Origin of the sequence: Mesobacillus harenae, from assembly GCF_013343715.1 — a bacterium.
Lineage (GTDB): Bacteria > Bacillota > Bacilli > Bacillales > Cytobacillaceae > Mesobacillus_A > Mesobacillus_A harenae.
The window spans coordinates 176,434-194,437 of sequence record NZ_JABUNR010000005.1; the positions used below are offsets into that span (position 1 = coordinate 176,434).

General features: G+C 38.9%; 18 protein-coding genes. 6 read left to right on the top strand and 12 right to left on the bottom strand.

All coding sequences use genetic code 11. From position 1 onward, the window contains the following. Positions 1-132: 132 nt before the first annotated feature. Complete coding sequence (locus HRJ06_RS08280) at positions 133-801, bottom strand: DUF421 domain-containing protein (RefSeq protein WP_174731698.1); 669 nt, start codon at positions 799-801, stop codon at positions 133-135. Between the two features lie 351 nt (positions 802-1,152). Here HRJ06_RS08280 and HRJ06_RS08285 point away from each other — a divergent pair, with 351 nt between their 5' ends. Next, a complete protein-coding gene (locus HRJ06_RS08285; protein WP_174731701.1) occupies positions 1,153-2,661 on the top strand; it encodes a glycine betaine uptake BCCT transporter in 1,509 nt (502 codons plus the stop codon). Between the two features lie 135 nt (positions 2,662-2,796). Here the strand turns inward: HRJ06_RS08285 and HRJ06_RS08290 are convergent, their stop codons facing one another. From HRJ06_RS08290 to HRJ06_RS08310, 5 genes are all read right to left on the bottom strand, one after another. Then, complete coding sequence (locus tag HRJ06_RS08290; protein ID WP_174731704.1) at positions 2,797-2,949, bottom strand: hypothetical protein; 153 nt, start codon at positions 2,947-2,949, stop codon at positions 2,797-2,799. 138 nt (positions 2,950-3,087) lie between these two features. Then, on the bottom strand, positions 3,088-3,801 hold the full coding sequence (locus HRJ06_RS08295; protein WP_174731707.1) for an ABC transporter ATP-binding protein: 714 nt from the start codon (positions 3,799-3,801) through the stop codon (positions 3,088-3,090). Beyond that, the gene (locus HRJ06_RS08300) at positions 3,801-5,438 is read right to left on the bottom strand and encodes an ABC transporter permease (protein WP_174731709.1); all 1,638 of its coding nucleotides are present in this window, start codon (positions 5,436-5,438) and stop codon (positions 3,801-3,803) included. The genes HRJ06_RS08295 and HRJ06_RS08300 overlap by 1 nt, the downstream gene beginning before the upstream one ends. Positions 5,439-5,540: 102 nt before the next feature. After that, positions 5,541-6,617 (bottom strand): Fe(3+) ABC transporter substrate-binding protein, encoded by a 1,077-nt coding sequence (locus HRJ06_RS08305; protein ID WP_174731712.1) that lies wholly within the window; start codon positions 6,615-6,617, stop codon positions 5,541-5,543. A gap of 394 nt (positions 6,618-7,011) precedes the next feature. Next, entirely contained in the window at positions 7,012-7,536 is a 525-nt protein-coding gene (locus HRJ06_RS08310) for an HD domain-containing protein (RefSeq protein ID WP_174731715.1), read from the bottom strand. Between the two features lie 366 nt (positions 7,537-7,902). Here HRJ06_RS08310 and HRJ06_RS08315 point away from each other — a divergent pair, with 366 nt between their 5' ends. Further along, on the top strand, positions 7,903-8,559 hold the full coding sequence (locus tag HRJ06_RS08315) for a potassium channel family protein (protein WP_174731719.1): 657 nt from the start codon (positions 7,903-7,905) through the stop codon (positions 8,557-8,559). 98 nt (positions 8,560-8,657) lie between these two features. On the opposite strand, the gene HRJ06_RS08320 is transcribed toward HRJ06_RS08315, so the two are convergent. Next, positions 8,658-9,725, bottom strand: coding sequence for an aromatic acid exporter family protein (locus HRJ06_RS08320; RefSeq protein ID WP_174731722.1), 1,068 nt, complete (start codon positions 9,723-9,725; stop codon positions 8,658-8,660). A gap of 233 nt (positions 9,726-9,958) precedes the next feature. Here HRJ06_RS08320 and HRJ06_RS08325 point away from each other — a divergent pair, with 233 nt between their 5' ends. Beyond that, entirely contained in the window at positions 9,959-10,450 is a 492-nt protein-coding gene (locus HRJ06_RS08325) for a CBO0543 family protein (protein ID WP_174731726.1), read from the top strand. Positions 10,451-10,472: 22 nt separating this feature from the next. On the opposite strand, the gene HRJ06_RS08330 is transcribed toward HRJ06_RS08325, so the two are convergent. The 3 genes from HRJ06_RS08330 to HRJ06_RS08340 all read right to left on the bottom strand — a co-directional run bounded on the left by HRJ06_RS08330 (position 10,473) and on the right by HRJ06_RS08340 (position 13,959). Continuing rightward, positions 10,473-11,987 (bottom strand): zf-HC2 domain-containing protein, encoded by a 1,515-nt coding sequence (locus HRJ06_RS08330; RefSeq protein WP_174731729.1) that lies wholly within the window; start codon positions 11,985-11,987, stop codon positions 10,473-10,475. Further along, positions 11,987-12,472 carry an RNA polymerase sigma factor gene (locus HRJ06_RS08335; RefSeq protein WP_174731732.1) on the bottom strand — a complete coding sequence of 162 codons (486 nt, stop codon included), beginning with the start codon at positions 12,470-12,472 and terminating at the stop codon, positions 11,987-11,989. Before HRJ06_RS08335 ends, HRJ06_RS08330 begins: the two co-directional genes overlap by 1 nt. A 275-nt stretch (positions 12,473-12,747) precedes the next feature. Beyond that, complete coding sequence (locus HRJ06_RS08340) at positions 12,748-13,959, bottom strand: alanyl-tRNA editing protein (protein ID WP_422392721.1); 1,212 nt, start codon at positions 13,957-13,959, stop codon at positions 12,748-12,750. A gap of 145 nt (positions 13,960-14,104) precedes the next feature. On the opposite strand from HRJ06_RS08340, the gene HRJ06_RS08345 reads away from it, so the two are divergent. The 3 genes from HRJ06_RS08345 to HRJ06_RS08355 all read left to right on the top strand — a co-directional run bounded on the left by HRJ06_RS08345 (position 14,105) and on the right by HRJ06_RS08355 (position 15,561). Next, positions 14,105-14,305 (top strand): hypothetical protein, encoded by a 201-nt coding sequence (locus tag HRJ06_RS08345; protein ID WP_174731738.1) that lies wholly within the window; start codon positions 14,105-14,107, stop codon positions 14,303-14,305. A gap of 267 nt (positions 14,306-14,572) precedes the next feature. After that, a complete protein-coding gene (locus HRJ06_RS08350; RefSeq protein ID WP_174731740.1) occupies positions 14,573-15,052 on the top strand; it encodes a hypothetical protein in 480 nt (159 codons plus the stop codon). Then, positions 15,049-15,561: a hypothetical protein gene (locus tag HRJ06_RS08355; protein ID WP_174731743.1), complete on the top strand. Its 513-nt coding sequence runs from the start codon at positions 15,049-15,051 to the stop codon at positions 15,559-15,561. Before HRJ06_RS08350 ends, HRJ06_RS08355 begins: the two co-directional genes overlap by 4 nt. Before the next feature lie 201 nt (positions 15,562-15,762). Here HRJ06_RS08355 and HRJ06_RS08360 read toward each other — a convergent pair whose 3' ends face one another. Both HRJ06_RS08360 and katX read right to left on the bottom strand, forming a co-directional pair. Further along, entirely contained in the window at positions 15,763-15,912 is a 150-nt protein-coding gene (locus HRJ06_RS08360) for a hypothetical protein (RefSeq protein WP_174731747.1), read from the bottom strand. A 188-nt stretch (positions 15,913-16,100) separates the two neighbouring features. Continuing rightward, positions 16,101-17,780 carry a catalase KatX gene (gene katX, locus HRJ06_RS08365; protein WP_174731750.1) on the bottom strand — a complete coding sequence of 560 codons (1,680 nt, stop codon included), beginning with the start codon at positions 17,778-17,780 and terminating at the stop codon, positions 16,101-16,103. Positions 17,781-18,004 lie beyond the last annotated feature (224 nt).

Genomic DNA, 18,004 nt, shown 5'->3' on the forward strand with positions numbered 1-18,004 from the left:
TTTCAATAAAAATTTGTCATTACTTATCTTAGCAAATTACAGGAACATCAGCTATTTTAAGGATTCAAGGACCAATAGGCACCAGATCCTGGTGCCTTAGCAGATTCTTAGTAATATTTTTTGCTTATGATTCTACTGAAGCCGCTTTGGAGGGTTACCCTCATGCTCTGAGTTTTCTACTTCTCCAAATAAAGGATACTTATTTTGAGCCTGGCTAGATTGACTGTTGTTCGCCATATCTAAGGGGATTGGGGGCTGTACAAATCCAGCAGGAAAGGGCAGCCTAGTTTCCATATACACTCTGAGCCGTGAAAGCTCGTCCATTACTTTGTTAAGATCTCCTTGTGTTACAGGTTGTTTATCTTTTTTTAATACATACCCTAACTGACCATTTGGCTCGAGCGTAGCATATTCAACGTCCGCGATCTTTGCAACACTTTTCTGACGGAGCTGCATTTCCAATTGATCAACTGTCATTCTGAGTTTTAGCAAGGTTTTATCATTTAATGTCCCATTTGATATAAGCACTTTTGACCTTCCAGTAATGAGTTTTTCCATAAAATCAAACTTTACTTGAGCTAGCTCCAAAAGAAATAAGGATGCCACTAATGACAGGCCAACAGCAAGGGTCGCCCAAACATTTCTCCCTGTTATTGGCTGTACCAGCAATGAACCGATTCCAATCATAATAACAGTTTGGGCCAGCGTCATTTGAGAAATTGACTTTCGGCCAGCGATTCTCAGCAAAAACGTCCCTCCAAGAACAATAAGTCCAGCTTTCCATAATAAGCTATAGTCCATATAAATCCCTTCCTCTCTTTTAAATTATTATGTGAAAATCCTGGTTAAACGATGTATAAACATTTTTTCACAGACCAACAGAAAGCGCCTCTTTCTTAGACATCCTTATGAAAGTGCTGTATACTTTTAAACTGTGTCAAAAAAAGTGACCTGATCGCCCTAATCATATTACCTGTCATTAACAACAAATTTTCCAAACCAAGGTTCATTTATCTTTTTCTATTTATGAGTATTTATCAGACTTTGTAGAGATAATAGTTAAATAAATTGGCCCATAAAGGGAGTTTAAATTGATTCGGCTATTTTTTAACCTCATAAAGAAAAGAAATTTTATTGAATAGGAGTTTTTTTATGAAAAATGCTACACCTGTTTTTTACATATCGGCTGCAATTCTTGCCGTCCTAGTCCTATTTGGAATTTTCTTACCTGAACAGCTTGAGAGTCTTACCGCTAACATTCAAGGCTTTCTTTCGAATGCTTTTGGTTGGTATTATCTTATTCTTGTTACTATTTTCGTTCTAGTTTGTCTTTACTTGCTGATAAGTCCAGTTGGAAGAATCAAACTTGGGAAGCCAGATGATAAACCAGAGTTTTCACGCCCAACATGGCTTGCTATGCTTTTCAGTGCCGGAATGGGTATCGGGCTCGTTTTTTACGGATCAGCCGAACCAATCAGCCATTATGCCGTCAGCTCTCCAACAGGAGAAACTGGATCAGAACAAGCAATTAGAGATGCACTTCGATTTACGTTTTTCCATTGGGGCATTCATGCGTGGGCCATATATGGTATAGTCGCTTTAGTTCTTGCCTATTTTACTTTCAGGCATGGTGAACGAGGATTAATCAGCCAAACTTTAAAACCGATTATTGGGAAGCACGCCAACGGACCTATAGGTAAAGTCATTGACATCATCGCTGTCCTAGCCACTGTTGTTGGGGTCGCTACGACACTTGGTTTTGGAGCCATGCAAATTAATGGTGGTTTGTCGTATTTATTTAATGTTCCCACTAATATTACTGTTCAATTTATTATTGTTGTTATTGTAACAATCCTATTTATGATTTCAGCTTTAACTGGATTAAGCAAAGGGATCAAAATTTTAAGTAACGTAAATATGCTCTTGGCTGTCCTTTTGTTTGGGCTAATGTTTATTCTAGGCCCAACCTTGCTGATTTTGAATTTATTTACGGACACTGTCGGCACGTATTTGCAAAGCCTTGCACGAATGAGCTTTCGGATTGCTCCTTTAAATGAAGAGAATCGGTCTTGGATTCAAGGCTGGACAATTTTCTATTGGGCGTGGTGGATAGCCTGGTCACCGTTTGTAGGGATCTTTATAGCACGGGTTTCAAGAGGACGCAGTATTAGGGAATTTGTATTCAGCGTTCTTCTTGTCCCATCCGTAATTGGTTTTTTATGGTTCTCTACATTTGGCGGTACTGCGATCATGCTTGAGCATAATGGCCTAGCAAATATATCTTCACTGGCGCTTGAAGAATCATTGTTTGGGGTTTTTTCAAATTATCCGCTTGGGATGCTAATGTCCATTATTGCAATGACATTAATTGGAACCTTCTTTATCACATCGGCCGATTCAGGTACGTATGTCCTAGGGATGATGACAACGAATGGTTCACAAAACCCAGCTAATGTCGTCAAGATTACATGGGGTATCCTGCTGGCAGCAACCGCACTTGTACTGCTCTACACAGGTGGACTCCAGGCTCTGCAAAATACGATGATCGTGGCTGCACTGCCGTTTTCGTTCATCATGGCATTAATGACCATTAGTTTAATCAAATCTCTTCATAAGGAAGCCAAACTGCTTGGACTCACTGGCCCTTCTAAACATAAATAAGAGTTCGTTGGCAAAGGAACCCCTCATTATCTTAAGCAAAAAACATAAAAGGACAACCGCTCTCTTACTAGGCGGTTGTCCTTTTCGTTGATATAAAAAAAGTGCACCTCGCGATGGAGGTACACCCTTCAATAGCTAAAGCTCTTGTTCCGGCTCAATCGCCTTTCCAATCAGCTGTATATCCTTATATATTTCTTGCCTTAGTTCTGAATCGTGACAATTCTCATACTCCTCAAATAAGCGGCCAAGCTCTTTAATAAAGATGAGATATTCGTAGCTGTCTGCCATATTATGACCTTCTTTATTAAAAATATGTTAGTAGTTTTTTACCCTTATCCAACCAGGTTAAACAATTAATAACAATCTTTCCGATCTGGCCGCTTTTATAATCCCAAGGACATCATGTAAAAAAAGGACAAAGCAAGTTTAATTAGATATAAATCGAACGTCATTAAAATTAGTGTTGATAACCTCTTCAGGCTTTCCAACTTTAGTGACACATCCTTCCCGCATCGAAACAACACGGTCGGCCAAAGCTAAAGCATCCTTTTGGTCATGTGTAACAAAAATGGATGTGATTCCGGTCCGCTTCAAAATATCACGAAGCTCGTCACGTATTTTTTGTTGAATATTAGCGTCCAAATTACTGAAAGGCTCATCAAACATAATCAGTGAAGGGTTAGGTGCCAAGGCTCTGGCTAGTGCAACCCTCTGCTGCTGACCTCCGCTAAGCTCATATGGGAACCGCTTCTCGTAACCACTTAGGCCAACCAATTCAAGAAGATCATTAAGGCGATTGAGTTTCTCGTTACGGCTCATCTTTCTCAATCCGAATTTAATATTATCAGCAACCGTCATATGCGGGAAAAGTGCATAATCTTGAAAAACCATTCCAATTCCTCGGTTCTCAGGCTTTTCAAACCTGTTATGATTGGCCATCACTTTTCCATTAATCACAATAGAACCGCTGCTCGGAACCTCTAGACCGGCAATTAACCGGAGGATTGTACTTTTTCCACATCCGCTTGAGCCAAGGATAGAGATAATCTCCCCTTGATGTACTGACAGACAAAACCCTTTGATTGTATGCTCTTTCGCATTTTGATATTTAAAATCTAGATCTTTAATTTCAATATACATCAGCTTGGCTCCTTTTCTAGAATTTTATGAAAAAGAAAGATGGACAATCCGCTAATCATAATAATAAATAAGGACGGAATGGATGCCTCTTGGATCATTTCATCACTCGCATATTGAAATGCTTTAGTTGCAAGTGTATAAAAGTTAAATGGCTGCAGAATTAAGGTTAATGGCAGTTCTTTTAGAATATCCACAAATACCAGTATAAATCCGCCAGCTACGGCCCCTTTTATCATTTTTAAATCGACCTTGAAAAATGATTGGGTCACAGACATCCCAAGAGTTCTCGAAGCTTCCGTAAACGACTGGCCTACTTTGTCAAAGCCTGACTCTATTGAATTATAACCGATTGCCAAGAACCGAATCACATAGGCGAAAATCAGCATACTGATACTTAAGCTCAATATGAGTGTCGGCTGGAGCCCGATTGCTTCATAAACGGGAAACAGCTTTCGGTCAAGACCAATGAATATGGTAATAACACCGATTGCTATAACTGCACCAGGCATCGAATAGCCCAGAATCGTGACCTTAGAGGCTGCTTTGGCAATCCTGCCATTCGATAGTCTAGTATAATTTCCAATGATCAAGGCTGCCACCACGATGAGTATAGCTGCAATCAAGGCAACAAATACGGAATTCCATACTAACTGATAAAACTCTTCTGTAAAAATAATATCATAGGTCATAAAGGCCCAAAGTGCCAGCTGGGCCAAGGGGATAAGGAAAGCAAACGAGAACACGATAAAAAAATAAGCGGACATCCCAAACCCTTTTATCCCTGTCAATTTTAATTTTTGAATCGGCCTAACCTTTGACGTTGAAAAGCTATATTTTCTTCGTCCTCGAAAAAGCTTCTCGAGCACAAGTATTACAATGACAATGCTCATTAAAATTCCAGCAAGCCTAACCGCAGAGCCGTGATCCCCCATTCCAAACCATGCCTGGAAGATAGCCGTGCTAAAAGTCTGAATTCCGAAATATTTAACTACACCGTAATCATTGAGAACTTCGAGAATGACAAGACTGACACCTCCGATTATAGCCGTGCGCGAAATCGGAATAATGACTCTGTAGAAGATTTCAAAAGAGTTGCTGCCAAGCAATCGGGCGTTTTCAACGAGTGATGCTGCCTGCTTTTCTAAAAAGCTCTTTGTAATAATATAAACATAGGGAAACAAGAACATCGTGAAAATGAAAATGGCGCCTGGCATTGTCATAATATCAAAATACTTTTGCTCAACGCTTATGTCAAACGAGTTTCTCAACTCTGACTGAATGACCCCAGTATAGTTTAAAATTCCGTGATATGTATAGGCGCCTATGTAAGGAGGAATCGAAAGCGGGAGAACCATTCCCCACTTAAAGAAATTTTTAAGAGGAAACTCAAAGGCAGAAACAAACCATGCCAGGCTGACGCCTATTAATATAGTAAAAAGTGCAGTAAAAAAAACAAGGGTTAATGAATTAATGACATAGCTTTTTAATAGATATTCTTTTATATGGTACCAATTTTCGTTTGGTTCAGTAAAAAGCTGGGCAAACACTGAAAGATTAGGCAAAAGAATGAGCAGAACAAAAACAAATGTAAGGATCGCCCAGCTGTTGAATTGCCATTTAATATTTCGAATCCACATTCCCGACTACACACCCTTTTCACCTAGCAACTATTGAACTCTGCCTGAATTATACGACATAAGAGGCCGTCATGTGAATGAATCGGCCTCTTAATTATATAATTACTTCCAGCCAACTTCATTAAAGAGTTTAACTGCATCAGCATTTCTTTCACCAAGAATATTCAAGTGAATGTCCTGAGCCTTGAATTCACCCCATGATTTAAGGAGCTCAGATGATTCTACGTCTGGGTTTGCAGGGTACTCGTTGTTTCCTTCTGCAAATAATTTTTGAGCTTCCTCACTTGAAAGAAATTCCATAAATTTCACAGCATTTTCTTTGTTTTTAGCGTGCTTTGTTACACCAATGCCACTAATGTTAACATGAGTTCCATTTGTGTCTTGGTTCGGGAAGAATACGCCAACCTGTTCAGCAAGCTTTACTTCTTCTGGATTTGTCGAATTCGCCAAACGTCCTACATAATAAGTGTTCATGACAGCTAGGTCGCCTTCGCCTGCTACAACTGCTTTAAGCTGATCCGTATCGCCGCCCTTTGGATCTCTTGCCATATTAGCAACAATTCCTTCAGCCCATTCTTTTGCTGCTTCTTCTCCGTTAAGCTCCATGAATGATGCTAACAATGACTGATTATACACATTTTCTGATGAACGGATGAGCACTTTGCCCTTCCATTTTTCATCTGTTAAATCTTCATATGTGGACAGCTGCTCTGGATTTACACGGTCTTTAGCATATACAATCACGCGGGCACGCTTTGTCATTGCATACCATTGATTGTCCTTATCACGCAGATTCTCAGGAATATTTTGATCTAAAGTTTCACTTTCAACTGATTGCAATAAATCTTTTTCTTTTGCCCAATGAAGTCTGCCTGCATCCGCAGCAAAGAATAAGTCACCCTCTGTTGCATCTCCTTCTCTAGAAAGACGCTCAATAAGTTCATCTTCTTCCCCTTTAATAACGTTAACTTTAATTCCAGTCTCCTCCGTAAATGCTTTGTACAGCTGGTCATCCGTATCATAATGACGGCCAGTATAAAGATTTACTTCTCCGGTTTCAGGTTTTTCAGCTGGTTTACTAGTTTCATTGGCATTTTGCGTTTCATTGCCTGAACATGCAGCCAGCATAAAGGCTGTTGTCATAACCATAATCCCTTTTTTCAAAAAGCTTTTTTTCATAAGTATACTCTCCCCTATTTCCTATGTGATTTTTTATTCCATACTTGAGAATGCTTCTCATTATCATTATACTGATAATAATTATCAAGTCAATACAAAATAAGTTATTTTTATTAAAATGTGTCAATATAGTGAAAAGTCAGGCTTTACCACCTATTAAAACATAACACCCGAGTTCGTTTCACTTTCCCAAAACAGTACTGAGCCTGGTATATGAATCATAAAACTCTTATACCGTTTTTGAGTAAATAAAAACAGCTCCTCCTCTACAGGAAGAACTGCCCGAATTTCTATTGTTTAGATAATAATTGGGTATGCGTCGATAGCTCACCTTTATATCGTAGTTTTTATGGACTTTTTACTTAAATTGCTTTTATTGTTTATTAACTCTATATCAAGCGGAGTCATTTTCGAGCTCTTTATCAATCCAGCCATCAAGCCGGATTATGCTTGCTCTTGCTTTAGCTTTATCTATTTTCCGGTAATGATGAAGGCCTCCTTCTTCTTCATCTTTTTCATCTGCTCCTTTAACAATTTGCTGTAAGGGTGTTCGAACAATATCATTCGTAGGCAAAAAAGAATCGGTGTGAAACAATATGGCTAACGAGATTTCCTTTGCTCTTACAGGGTTTTCTCCAAGCCGAATCAGAAGCTTATGCGCTCTTTCCGCGCCTTTTATCGCGTGAATATCGTTTTTACGATATAGTTCATAATCCCAGTTGCCGTTCCGGTACCATGTATAGTGTCCCATATCGTGGAGCAGTCCTGCCTTGGCAGCAACATCTACATCAATTCCTTGCTCCTTAGCGAGATGGAAGGCATGATAGGCCACTGCAATAGCATGAGCGATCCCTGAGCGCCTTAAATACTTTTGTGCAATATGATGTTCAAAGATATCTAGCAATGTAACGTCCCTCATCCAACATCCCCTTTTCTAATTAGCTGTTTTATTATTACTCCCCTTATACCACCTGAGTACTAGTAAAAACTCCTTTATGAAGCCTGCATGATGGAGGTAATACAATATTGTTTAAATTATTCTACACGCTATAGTTCCATTTTGACAATCTTTTCTTTTCAATAAAAACCCTTTGAATTAAACTCCTTCTTTATTATCCCCAACAAGGTCATCTCCTTCACACCTTAATAGCATGGTTAATGTTACGAGTGTGCTCTAATTTTTTCAAATAGCATAGCAGAAGGCTGTTTTTGAATCTTATTCATCATGCAAGGGAAATATACAAGTATAAACGGTAGCCAATAAACACCTATTTGGAGGAAAGCAATGAAAAAACAGTTTGCAGTTATTGGCCTGGGCAGATTTGGCGGCAGTCTTGTAGAAGAATTTCATGAATTAGGAGCAGAGGTTCTTGCCATCGACAAGAGTCAGGATAAGGTCGACAAATTCGGGGCGATTGCTACCCATGCTGTTCAGGCAAACGCTATTAATGAAAATGTGTTAAAGCAGCTAGGCATCCGAAACATCGATCATGCCATTGTATCATTCGGTGAGGATGTTGAAGCAAGTGTACTTACTACTCTTTTACTAAAAGAACTTGGAATAAAACAGGTGTGGGTGAAAGCGTCTAATGAGTATCACCATAGGGTACTCGAAAAAATTGGTGCCGACCGAGTTATCCATCCGGAAAGGGATATGGCCAAGCGAATTGCCCATCATGTCATTTCGGAAAAACTGATTGACTATATTGAGTTATGCGGTAATCATAGTATTGTTGAAGTTGCCGTTTCTCCTAAAATAAGAAATAAAACACTGCTCGATTTAAATGTATGGGAGAAATACGGCTGCAATATCATTGGTATCCAGAGGGGCGAGGATATCATTCTTTCTCCACAGGCAAACCAGCAGGTAAATGAACAAGATATATTAATCTTAATAGGGCATAACAAGGATCTTCAGCGGTTCGAGGATTACGGGGTTTAAATATCTTGGTTGAGCGCATGTCCATCTATTAAAACAAGCCGGCCCATGAGACCGGCTCGTTTCGCGCTGATTACTCAGAAGTCTTTTGTAGTAATCAACTACTTCCTTCTAAGGCGAAATCTGCTTTTTTTCACTTCAAGATGACTGTGTTTTTGAAAGTTTTCGATAATATTACTCAATCGCTGCAGCTGAAATGCATATTGGAAGATCGCTGAGCCCACAACAACTAACCGTAATTTTTCCGATTCGTTTTTCTGATATTTAGGCAGAATCTGCTGAAGAAACAGGCTTGTTTCTTCAATAATCGTTTCTTCCTTGTTGAGCTCTCCCGCTTTAACTTTCCCCTCATATTTCAATAATAATTGCTCATGGGCCTTGATAAGGTGCTCAATTTGAGCATCAAAAACTCTATCTTCTCTATCTGTCGGATGGCTTTGAAAATAATGTTCGTCAATAATTTCAAGCAGCTCTTCACCAAGCTGTAGAGACTTTAACATTTGTTTATATACAATGATCTCTCGTGCATTGACAGGTTTTACTTTAGAAATTTTTTCACGCTCTTCATCAAAAATTTTGTATAGCTCTTCCAGCTTTTTTATATCGCCCTTCAATCTTTTCCAGTCTTTCTGAAAAGAGGATTCAGTTAATTCATTTGATATAGCTGTTCGTAATAATAATGATAAGTTCTGAAAGACCTCTTCCATCTTATCCATATAATTGGTTTTGTAATTGGGTGGAAGAACGATGATGTTTACTAAGAGGGCAGACCCCATCCCAATTAAAATCGTTGAGAATCGGTTAAGGGCAAAGAGCCAATCGTCTTGGCCTGGTGCGCTCATAATAGCTAATACTGTTACAAGTGTTAATGAAATCGTGCTCTCCATTTTTAGTTTGAGACTTATCATAATCACGATGATGATAACCATGCCGATCGTAAAAGGGTTATGGCCAAAAAAGTACAGGCCAACAAGTGCAATCATTGCACCTAGTATATTCGTTTGTAGCTGGTCCGTTGTATTTTTCCACGAACGGTAAATGGACGGCTGAATCGTAAAGATTGCTGCTACACCCGCAAAAACAGCCGGTTCTAATCCTAAATAAGAACATATATATAATGCCAATGTTACAGCAAGCCCTGTCTTTAATACTCTTGGACCGAGCGTCACATTAAATCACCTCTATTAACATTCATACCCTATCTGTACGTAATTAGCAAACACTTACCTCTATCCTTTTAAAACGCCTCCAGTTATTCAAAGAATGTAAGGCATAGTCTTGCAGCAGCCCCATAAAAGACAGGTTGATTTCCTTTTGTGATACAAATAGATTTGAAATATTCATTTTTGCTCCTTATTTGGATAAACTACTGATTATAACCAAGTAAGGGAGGCTTTATAAAATGAAAAATAGGTTCGAATTGAACTTTTTAAGAGTCCTGTTAGTTTTCGGTATTCTCGCCTTCTTTAATCTTATGAAAAAGCCGCCAATCAAGGATTGGCTGATTGTCTTTTTTCTTAAAAGCTACATTGCGACATTTTTTGATACGATATTTGTAAAAAAAGGGTATATAGAGTATCCGGTTAATTTATTCAAAGGCTTTAATATTAGTGTTATTTTCAGCTATCTCATTTTTCCTATCACCTGTGTTTATTTTAATGTTGTCACAAAAAAAGCCAGTGTAATGGATATCATTTTTAAAAGCTTCTTGTTTAGTGTTCCGATGACAATTGCTGAAACATGGCTGGAACGAACTACCCAATTAATATCCTACAAGAAATCCTGGAACTGGATTCACAGCCTGGTATCCATTACCTCCACATTTTTGCTCGTCCGCTTTGCTATGGAATTAATTCGTCAAAAAGCCGCCCACCAGGCTAAGCGTTCTGTATAGCTAAGAAAATAAACAGCAGTAATCAGTTCAATCGAACGTATGGAATGTCAATTAAACCAGTTGTAGAGTTGATATACACAGTTTCAGTTTCTTCGCCATTCTCACTTTTTAAAATATGGACTGGTGCATATGTGCCACTATACATAGACCAAATGATTCCTAAGCCTTCGTAAGTAACTGAAACGCCTTCATTCTCAGGATTGAACTTTTTAAGCGCCATTTGCTTGTCAACACTGATCTCCTCCGTCTGCACCCGAACAAAGGCCGACGAAAAAAATAGCGGTGAGTGAAAACTAAAAAGTTCTCCTGTTCTTGCATCAATATGGATCAAATATTTTGCTTCGTATGGCAAATGCAATTCCTTGTTGCCTGAGACTGGGATAAAGCTGTAGCTGTATACTTGAAGATCAACATTACTGGAAACATTGTAATTCATGCCTTCTAATACCAGATTCACATTCACATTCACATTCCCATACATTCCTTCCAGAAAACTTATAGCTTTAATCCTTGCCTCTGTTTGTTCGATCAGCGTCCCCTCGGTAAGCCTGTGTGAAATAAGAGACCCTTTAATGATCTGTCCGGTAAAACCGTCAATCTTTCCGCTAAATTCTTTGTTGCTATCTTTGATGCTGTATTGGTAGACGCCAATAGCCTCATTTAAAGGACTCGTTTCCTGAAGATCCACTTCACCATTTTTAATATTAAAGGCTTCTTGAAGAACAACAGTTAATTCTTCCTTACCCTTTAGCCGAACATCCTCCGGCAGCTTGTGAAACCGATTGTAATAGAAGGAGAGGTTATTGATTTTCTCAAATAATCCGGACAGTCTTTCTGTATCAGAGAATACAAAATAGGAGCTATATCCATGATGAAATTCTTCATATTCTTCGCTTACAAATTTATGGTAATCAGCAAAATAAGCTTTTAGTCGGTCAAACGCTGCCTCATCCTGTTCGTTCCAGTCATTTTGAACATGTCGGAGATGGAGAATTTGCAGCATATCCACTAGCTCACCTTGGTTTAAATATAGCCAATAATCACTATTTTTTAATTGATGCCGTTCTAAAAAATTAAGATTTTCTTCATATGGTCGTGTTCCCTCCACGATTGAAAATAAACGCTCCGTTAAAAATTCGGTTTTTTCTACTTGGTCCGTTTTAACTTCATTAGAAGCCTGAGAAAAGAATTCGCTTAAAAGATATAAGCTGTGGTATGCGTTTGCGATGTGATCACGGCTACCCATATAATCCTTTACTGCTGAGACGATGATAACAGTTAACAGAAGAATGGCAATAAACGTCATCCGCTTTAACCGAAAGCGAAGCCTGATTTTATCATCCAGTTGTTTGGGCAGTGACTCTGTTACTGTCTTACCTGTAAGCAGTTCATTAAAGCCAGTTTCATTAGAAAAAACAGTATAGCAATCTGTACATTCCAATAGATGAGAATCAACCGCCTCTTTCACCTCAGGGCTTAATTCTCCCTCCTCATAAAGCGGATAAATGTCCCTTACAACCTGACATTCTAATTTCATTACTGGCTCCCCTCACTTTCGTCCAGATACAGCATTTTAAATTTCTTTTTTGCCCGATGAAGGCCAACTTTTACTTTCCCTTCAGTCAGCCCTAGAATACCAGCAATTTCAAGATAACTAAACCCATGTTCACGGAGCAAAATCAAGTTGGTTTCCTTTTCGGTCAGCTGCTTGAAAACCGACTTAATGATCAGCTTTTTGTCCGAGTCTATCGGACTGCTAAAATAATCGGTTTCATCAAGTCCAGAAAGCTCCATTTGACTAGACATTTTCTTGGCACTGTTAAGGTATGTATTGCGTGCGATTCGGTAAAGCCAGCTTTTGATACTGGACTCTCCTCTGAAAGTACTAAAGGATTTAAATGCCTTTAAAAACGTATCATGCGTCAACTCTTCAGCATGGTGGGGGTTGCTGCATAAGAAGTACAGATAGTTATAGATGGGCTTTTTATAGGTTTCATACATCTCCTCTAGCGGATCCGCCATGCTGTTCTCCCCTCTCAATTATAAAGACCATTCAAAAACTATTAAGTTACATTTTTTTTAAAATTTTTATTTGCTCCTGCATCCCGTTAGAATAGATTTAAGAAAAAAAGAATGAAAGCGGAACCATTATAGCAAGGAAGCGAATTACACAGTCACAGGGCTCTGGAGGAGAAAAACTCTTTAATAACTGCATTTTTGGTCAACCTAAAAACTGCATTCGATTGTTAGGTTGAGCCTAACAATCAAATGCAGTTCACCTGGCGTTTTTTCTTCTTCTATTTTAATTCCTTCTGTAATCGTTCCAGAAGCTGTTCTCCACTTATGACAGCTTCTCCTCCCCCTTGAGCAAACATATCTGAACCACCACCGCGGCCATTTATTTCCGGAAGAACTGCTGCTGCAATCTTTTTCATGCTCCCATTCGCAGTCTTCCCTCGCGCGCATACCATTTGCAGTCCATTTTCGTTTTCAGCTGTAATAAAGACGATCAAATTATCCTCTTCAGCTGTTATGATTCGCGCCAGCCTTTGCATATCTTGGACCGGGCGGTTTTTATAAGACTTGAATACTGCTCCGTTGCAGTTATCTTTGATTAATTCTCTAGCTTCGAAGCTAAGAAGTTGGTCTTTCGCTACTTCAGCCGCTTTTTCCATTTCTTTATTTTTATTCAGCAAGCGCTCTGCCGCCGCAGCCAGAGTAGCTTCCGGTGAGTTTAACAACTCCGTTAGTTTTGATATAGCTTGGTGTTTTTGATGAAGCTGCCTCAAAACCCTTTTACCGCAAACAAACTCAAGACGAACTTTATTCCGCTGTTTCTCCAGACCTAAAATTTTAATTGCAGAAACTTCGCCGGTCGAGTCAGGATGTGTGCCGCCGCAGCCATTATAGTCAAACCCTGGAATGATGACCAATCGAATATCCTCCGTTACAGATGGCTGCTTTCTCATCGGATATTGGGACAGTTCTTCTGAGGACACCCACTTCGTTTCAATTGGAAGATTGGCTAAGATGATTGTATTCGCCTTCTCTTCTGCAGCCAACACTTGTTCTTCTGTAATATCAGCATCAAGATCTATAGTCACCGTCTCTTTGCCAAGATGAAAACCCACTGTAGAGATGTTAAATAACTCTTCAAAAGCAGCTGATAAAATATGCTGCCCTGTATGCTGCTGCATATGGTCGAATCGCCGCTCCCAGTTAATTTCACCTTGAATTTCATTCTTAGTATTAGGCAGCGGGTCTTGTATGAAATGGCGAATCTCCCCATCTATTTCTTCCACATTTATTACCTGAACCCCATTGAGGGTACCTGTATCATGCGGCTGGCCGCCTCCAGCAGGATAAAATGCTGTTTCTTCTAAAAGAACATAATGATGGCCTGATTCGTCCGAATTTTGTTGTAAGACCCTTGTTGAAAAGGTAGTTATGTATGCGTCTTTATAAAAAAGTTTATGATGCAATTTGGCCCTCTCCCGCTCGTTTTTTATTTGCCTTTGTTTTAAAATAAACAACTACCCTCTAGAGGTCAAGCGTATGGCTGCTCTAAATCCAGCTGACAAGAGTGCTGATCGGCATTCTTAGACATTGTTAACCAGTCATTGGTATACTAAAGAAAAAGCTTAGGGGGTTATAATGATGAATGGACCTGAACCAATTTTCCCAATGTTCTTCGGACTTTTCGGGCTAGTCTATATCTTGTTTATTCTTTTTGTTGCGATCCTTTCCATCGTACTCATTTTTAAATTGATGACATTTATGAAAAAGAAAACAGAAAATGACGAACGGCTAATCCGTGCAGTTGAAAGGCTCACTGAAAAGCCTACGGACATTTAAACTTGTGGCTTCCCCTTTTGGGAGGCTTTTTTTAATCTCAGAACTTATATCGATGTCTTTTTAGGCGAACCTTATGGAAACGAATATTTTAAAAAGTCTTGATATAGGGCTTGTTTCCTTTGACTCTTTAAACCTCAAAAGTACGTATGAATATTAGTCTCAAGCTCACACTAAGTAAAATGTAAATGAATAATTATCAACCGGAGAAAATCTTTGAATTTTAAAGAATACTCTATAAAGTAAATCATTCTAATGGAGGATGATTTTGTGGCCTTTTATTTAGCAGTTAAAATTTTTATAAGTATTTTACTGTTGGGAACACTACTTTTCTTAAAAAAGAAAATATATCCTATCGAATTAATTGGGAGTTATTTGATAAGTGCATCGCTTTTTGAAATTCTCTACAATATTATCTCGGTCAATTCAGCTATTCTAAAGACAAGTTCTGCGAAATTGGGACTGCCCCTTATTCAGCTTGATCGGCTCGTTGTCTACCCTATCTTAACAATTTGGCTACTATATTTTCTTAGAAGACAAAATATAAAATATTTACAAAAATACTTTATTGCACTTCTATGGTCTAGCATGGTTGTAGCAATTGTATTTCTAAATCAGCATTTTGAAGTAGCAGAATCCCAAGGATGGTATGCCTTCATTGGATATGTCGAGGCGTTTGTAATGTTTGTTTCCTTTATGGGTCTATCTTACATATTTCATTCGATTTGGGTGAAGGAAGCGAGGCAATGATGCTTTTACTGCCAAAAAAATTTGACGAAAATGAAATTTTTATACTGATTATCGGTTTCTTTTTGACTTTACTTGTTCTGATTCTGCCAAGAAAATTCTCTCTAACCGAAACTGTGTTGATTTTTTTGTTTAATTTTTATCTTGCCGCAGTAGTCGATCATATTATTGCTGGCCCGCCCTTAAATTTGTATGACATCATGGATGATCCAAAGTTTGAAATCATGGATCTGTTTATGTATTTGTTTGTCTATACTAGCTCCGGTTATCTTTTTATTTATGGCTATACCTATTTCAGCAGACCATGGTATAAGAGTACTGCTTATGTTTTAGCAGTCGCACTTTTTACTGTTGGTCTTGAATGGATAGCCCATAATTTTCTAGTATTTAAATACTTCGAGTGGAGTATTTATTTCTCTATGATTGCCTATGTGATTCTCTTTACAGTAAATATATATTTTTTTAAACTTGTCCGCCATCTATTAAGAAATGCTCATGTTCCCGGTCAGTGATGTTAAGAATGGAGCCAGTGGAAGCATCAGATTTCGACTTATCGCAGACAAGCGGCTAAGTACACTAGTCGCTTGGCAAGAGATGGAGAACGACGCCCTTTCGATTATTGGTATTTTAATATCCCTATAAAAATATAGGGAGTTAAGCATCAAGGCCTAACTCCCATTTCAGGTGATGGTGGTGTGTGATTTTTTAAAATATTACTTACGCAGATTTTCCTGATCCTTTAGACGGTTCTGCTGATCAGGCATGTGCTGCTGGTCTTTCATACTATTTCTATTCCGCTTCTCTTCTTCCATATTTCCCCGTTTAAATTCAATTAAGCTTTCATTTTGATTGTTTTTCGCCATGCAGTTCCCTCCCTTCGGATGTCTTATCCATTGATTTCCCTATCTCAGAAGGACAAAAACATATAAAGCCTAATTTTTAAATGAGTATTTTTTTATATTTATAAAAATTCCAGTCGCAAATAACTATTGAATAGTGAGTAATCATTAGACCATTTAATAGAGGAGATGCGGGCACATCTCCTCAATACTTAATATGGATCTGATGGGTGCCCCATTTTTTCAGCCTGTTGGACCGCTTCTTCTGTTTCTGTTGCACCAATCGGACCTTGCTGCTCGCCAACCGAATCAACCTTGGCGTTTTTGAGACCTTCTTCGACTCGTTTTCCATAATCCTGATCGCATTTGTAGAAATTCTCGATCATTTGATCTTGTATTTCCTTGCGGCAAGGCTTTAGCGTATTGACTAAGTTATTGACAAGCTCGTCTCGCTCCCAGTCACTAAACCGTCTATAGGTTTCGCCTGCTTGTCCGAAATTATTTTCACGGTCGATTTTTTCTCGTTTTACTTCCCCTTCTACATAAGGAGTATGATCTTTTCCATCTTTTGAGGCTTCTTTCAGTCCGCCCATGACTGTAGGCTCGTAATTGACATGAGGATTCTGTCCTTCGCCCCTGTCGACCCGATAGAGCATTTGCCCGCCTTCCTGGTTAGTGGCAACATGTTTCTTTGGGGCGTTAATTGGGAGCTGCAGATAGTTTGCTCCCACCCTGTACCTTTGTGTATCCGAGTACGAAAAAGTACGTCCTTGAAGCAGCTTGTCATCTGAGAAATCAAGCCCGTCAACAAGTACTCCTGTCCCAAAAGCAACCTGCTCAACTTCAGCAAAATAATTTTCAGGATTTTTATTTAGGACCATTCGGCCTATGGGAACCCAAGGAGTCTCATCTTTATACCAAAGTTTCGTCGGATCAAGTGGATCATAGTCCAGTTCAGAATGCTCATCATCGCTCATAACTTGGGCATACAGCTCCCACTCTGGGTACTCGCCCCTTTCGATTGCCTCGTATAAGTCCTGAGTCGCGTGATTAAAATTCTTACCTTGGATTTCGTCCGCTTCTTTTTGGGTAAGATTCTTTATTCCCTGCTTTGGCTCAAAGTGATATTTAACCAGAACTGCTTTTCCTTCATTATTTACCCAGCGGTATGCATGAACACCCGAACCTTGCATTTGACGGTAATTTGCTGGTATTCCCCATGGAGAAAACAGGAATGTGATCATATGAGTCGCTTCAGGAGACTGTGATATGAAATCAAAAATTCGTTCGCCGTCCTGAATATTAGTGACAGGATCAGGTTTAAAAGCATGTACCAGATCTGGAAATTTAAGGGGATCGCGAATAAAGAATATTTTAAGATTGTTCCCTACTAAATCCCAGTTTCCATCTTCTGTATAAAATTTTACTGCAAACCCCCTTGGATCACGTAAAGTTTCTGGTGATTGTGCTCCATGGGTAACGGTTGAAAATCGGATAAATACTGGAGTCTGTTTCCCTTTTTCCTGAAAAAGTTTAGCCCTAGTATATTTCGAAATCAGCTCATCTCCATATGTACCATACGCTTCAAAATATCCATGGGCACCAGCGCCTCTGGCATGGACAACCCTTTCCGGTATTCTCTCCCTGTCAAAATGACTAATTTTCTCGAGAAAGTCATAATTTTCTAAAGTGGTTGGACCTCTGTTACCGACTGTCCGAACGTTTTGGTTATCCGTAACCGGATGGCCCTGCCGGTTCGTCATCGTATTTTCGGTTTCATTTTTCCCAGAGGTTTTGTTTCTCAATGATTCCTCTGAACCGCTGACATTCGTTCCATCAAACTCTTTTGTCAAGATGTCACCCTCCTTTGTTTCCCATGGGAATATTTTCATCTTCTAAAATGTTCCCCACTTCCAAAAAATTATTCAGTAACAATAAAAAATAAATAGTTATTTTCCACTAAGTTCTACTAATTCTTTGAACCTAGTTTTTAATTTTACTCAATGAGAAAGTCTACGTCTTTGTATGTAAATCTCATCCTTCATCAAAAAAATTATGTCGAACCTATTGAAATAAAACAAAAAAGAGTTTATATTTTCTGAATATTATAACACTT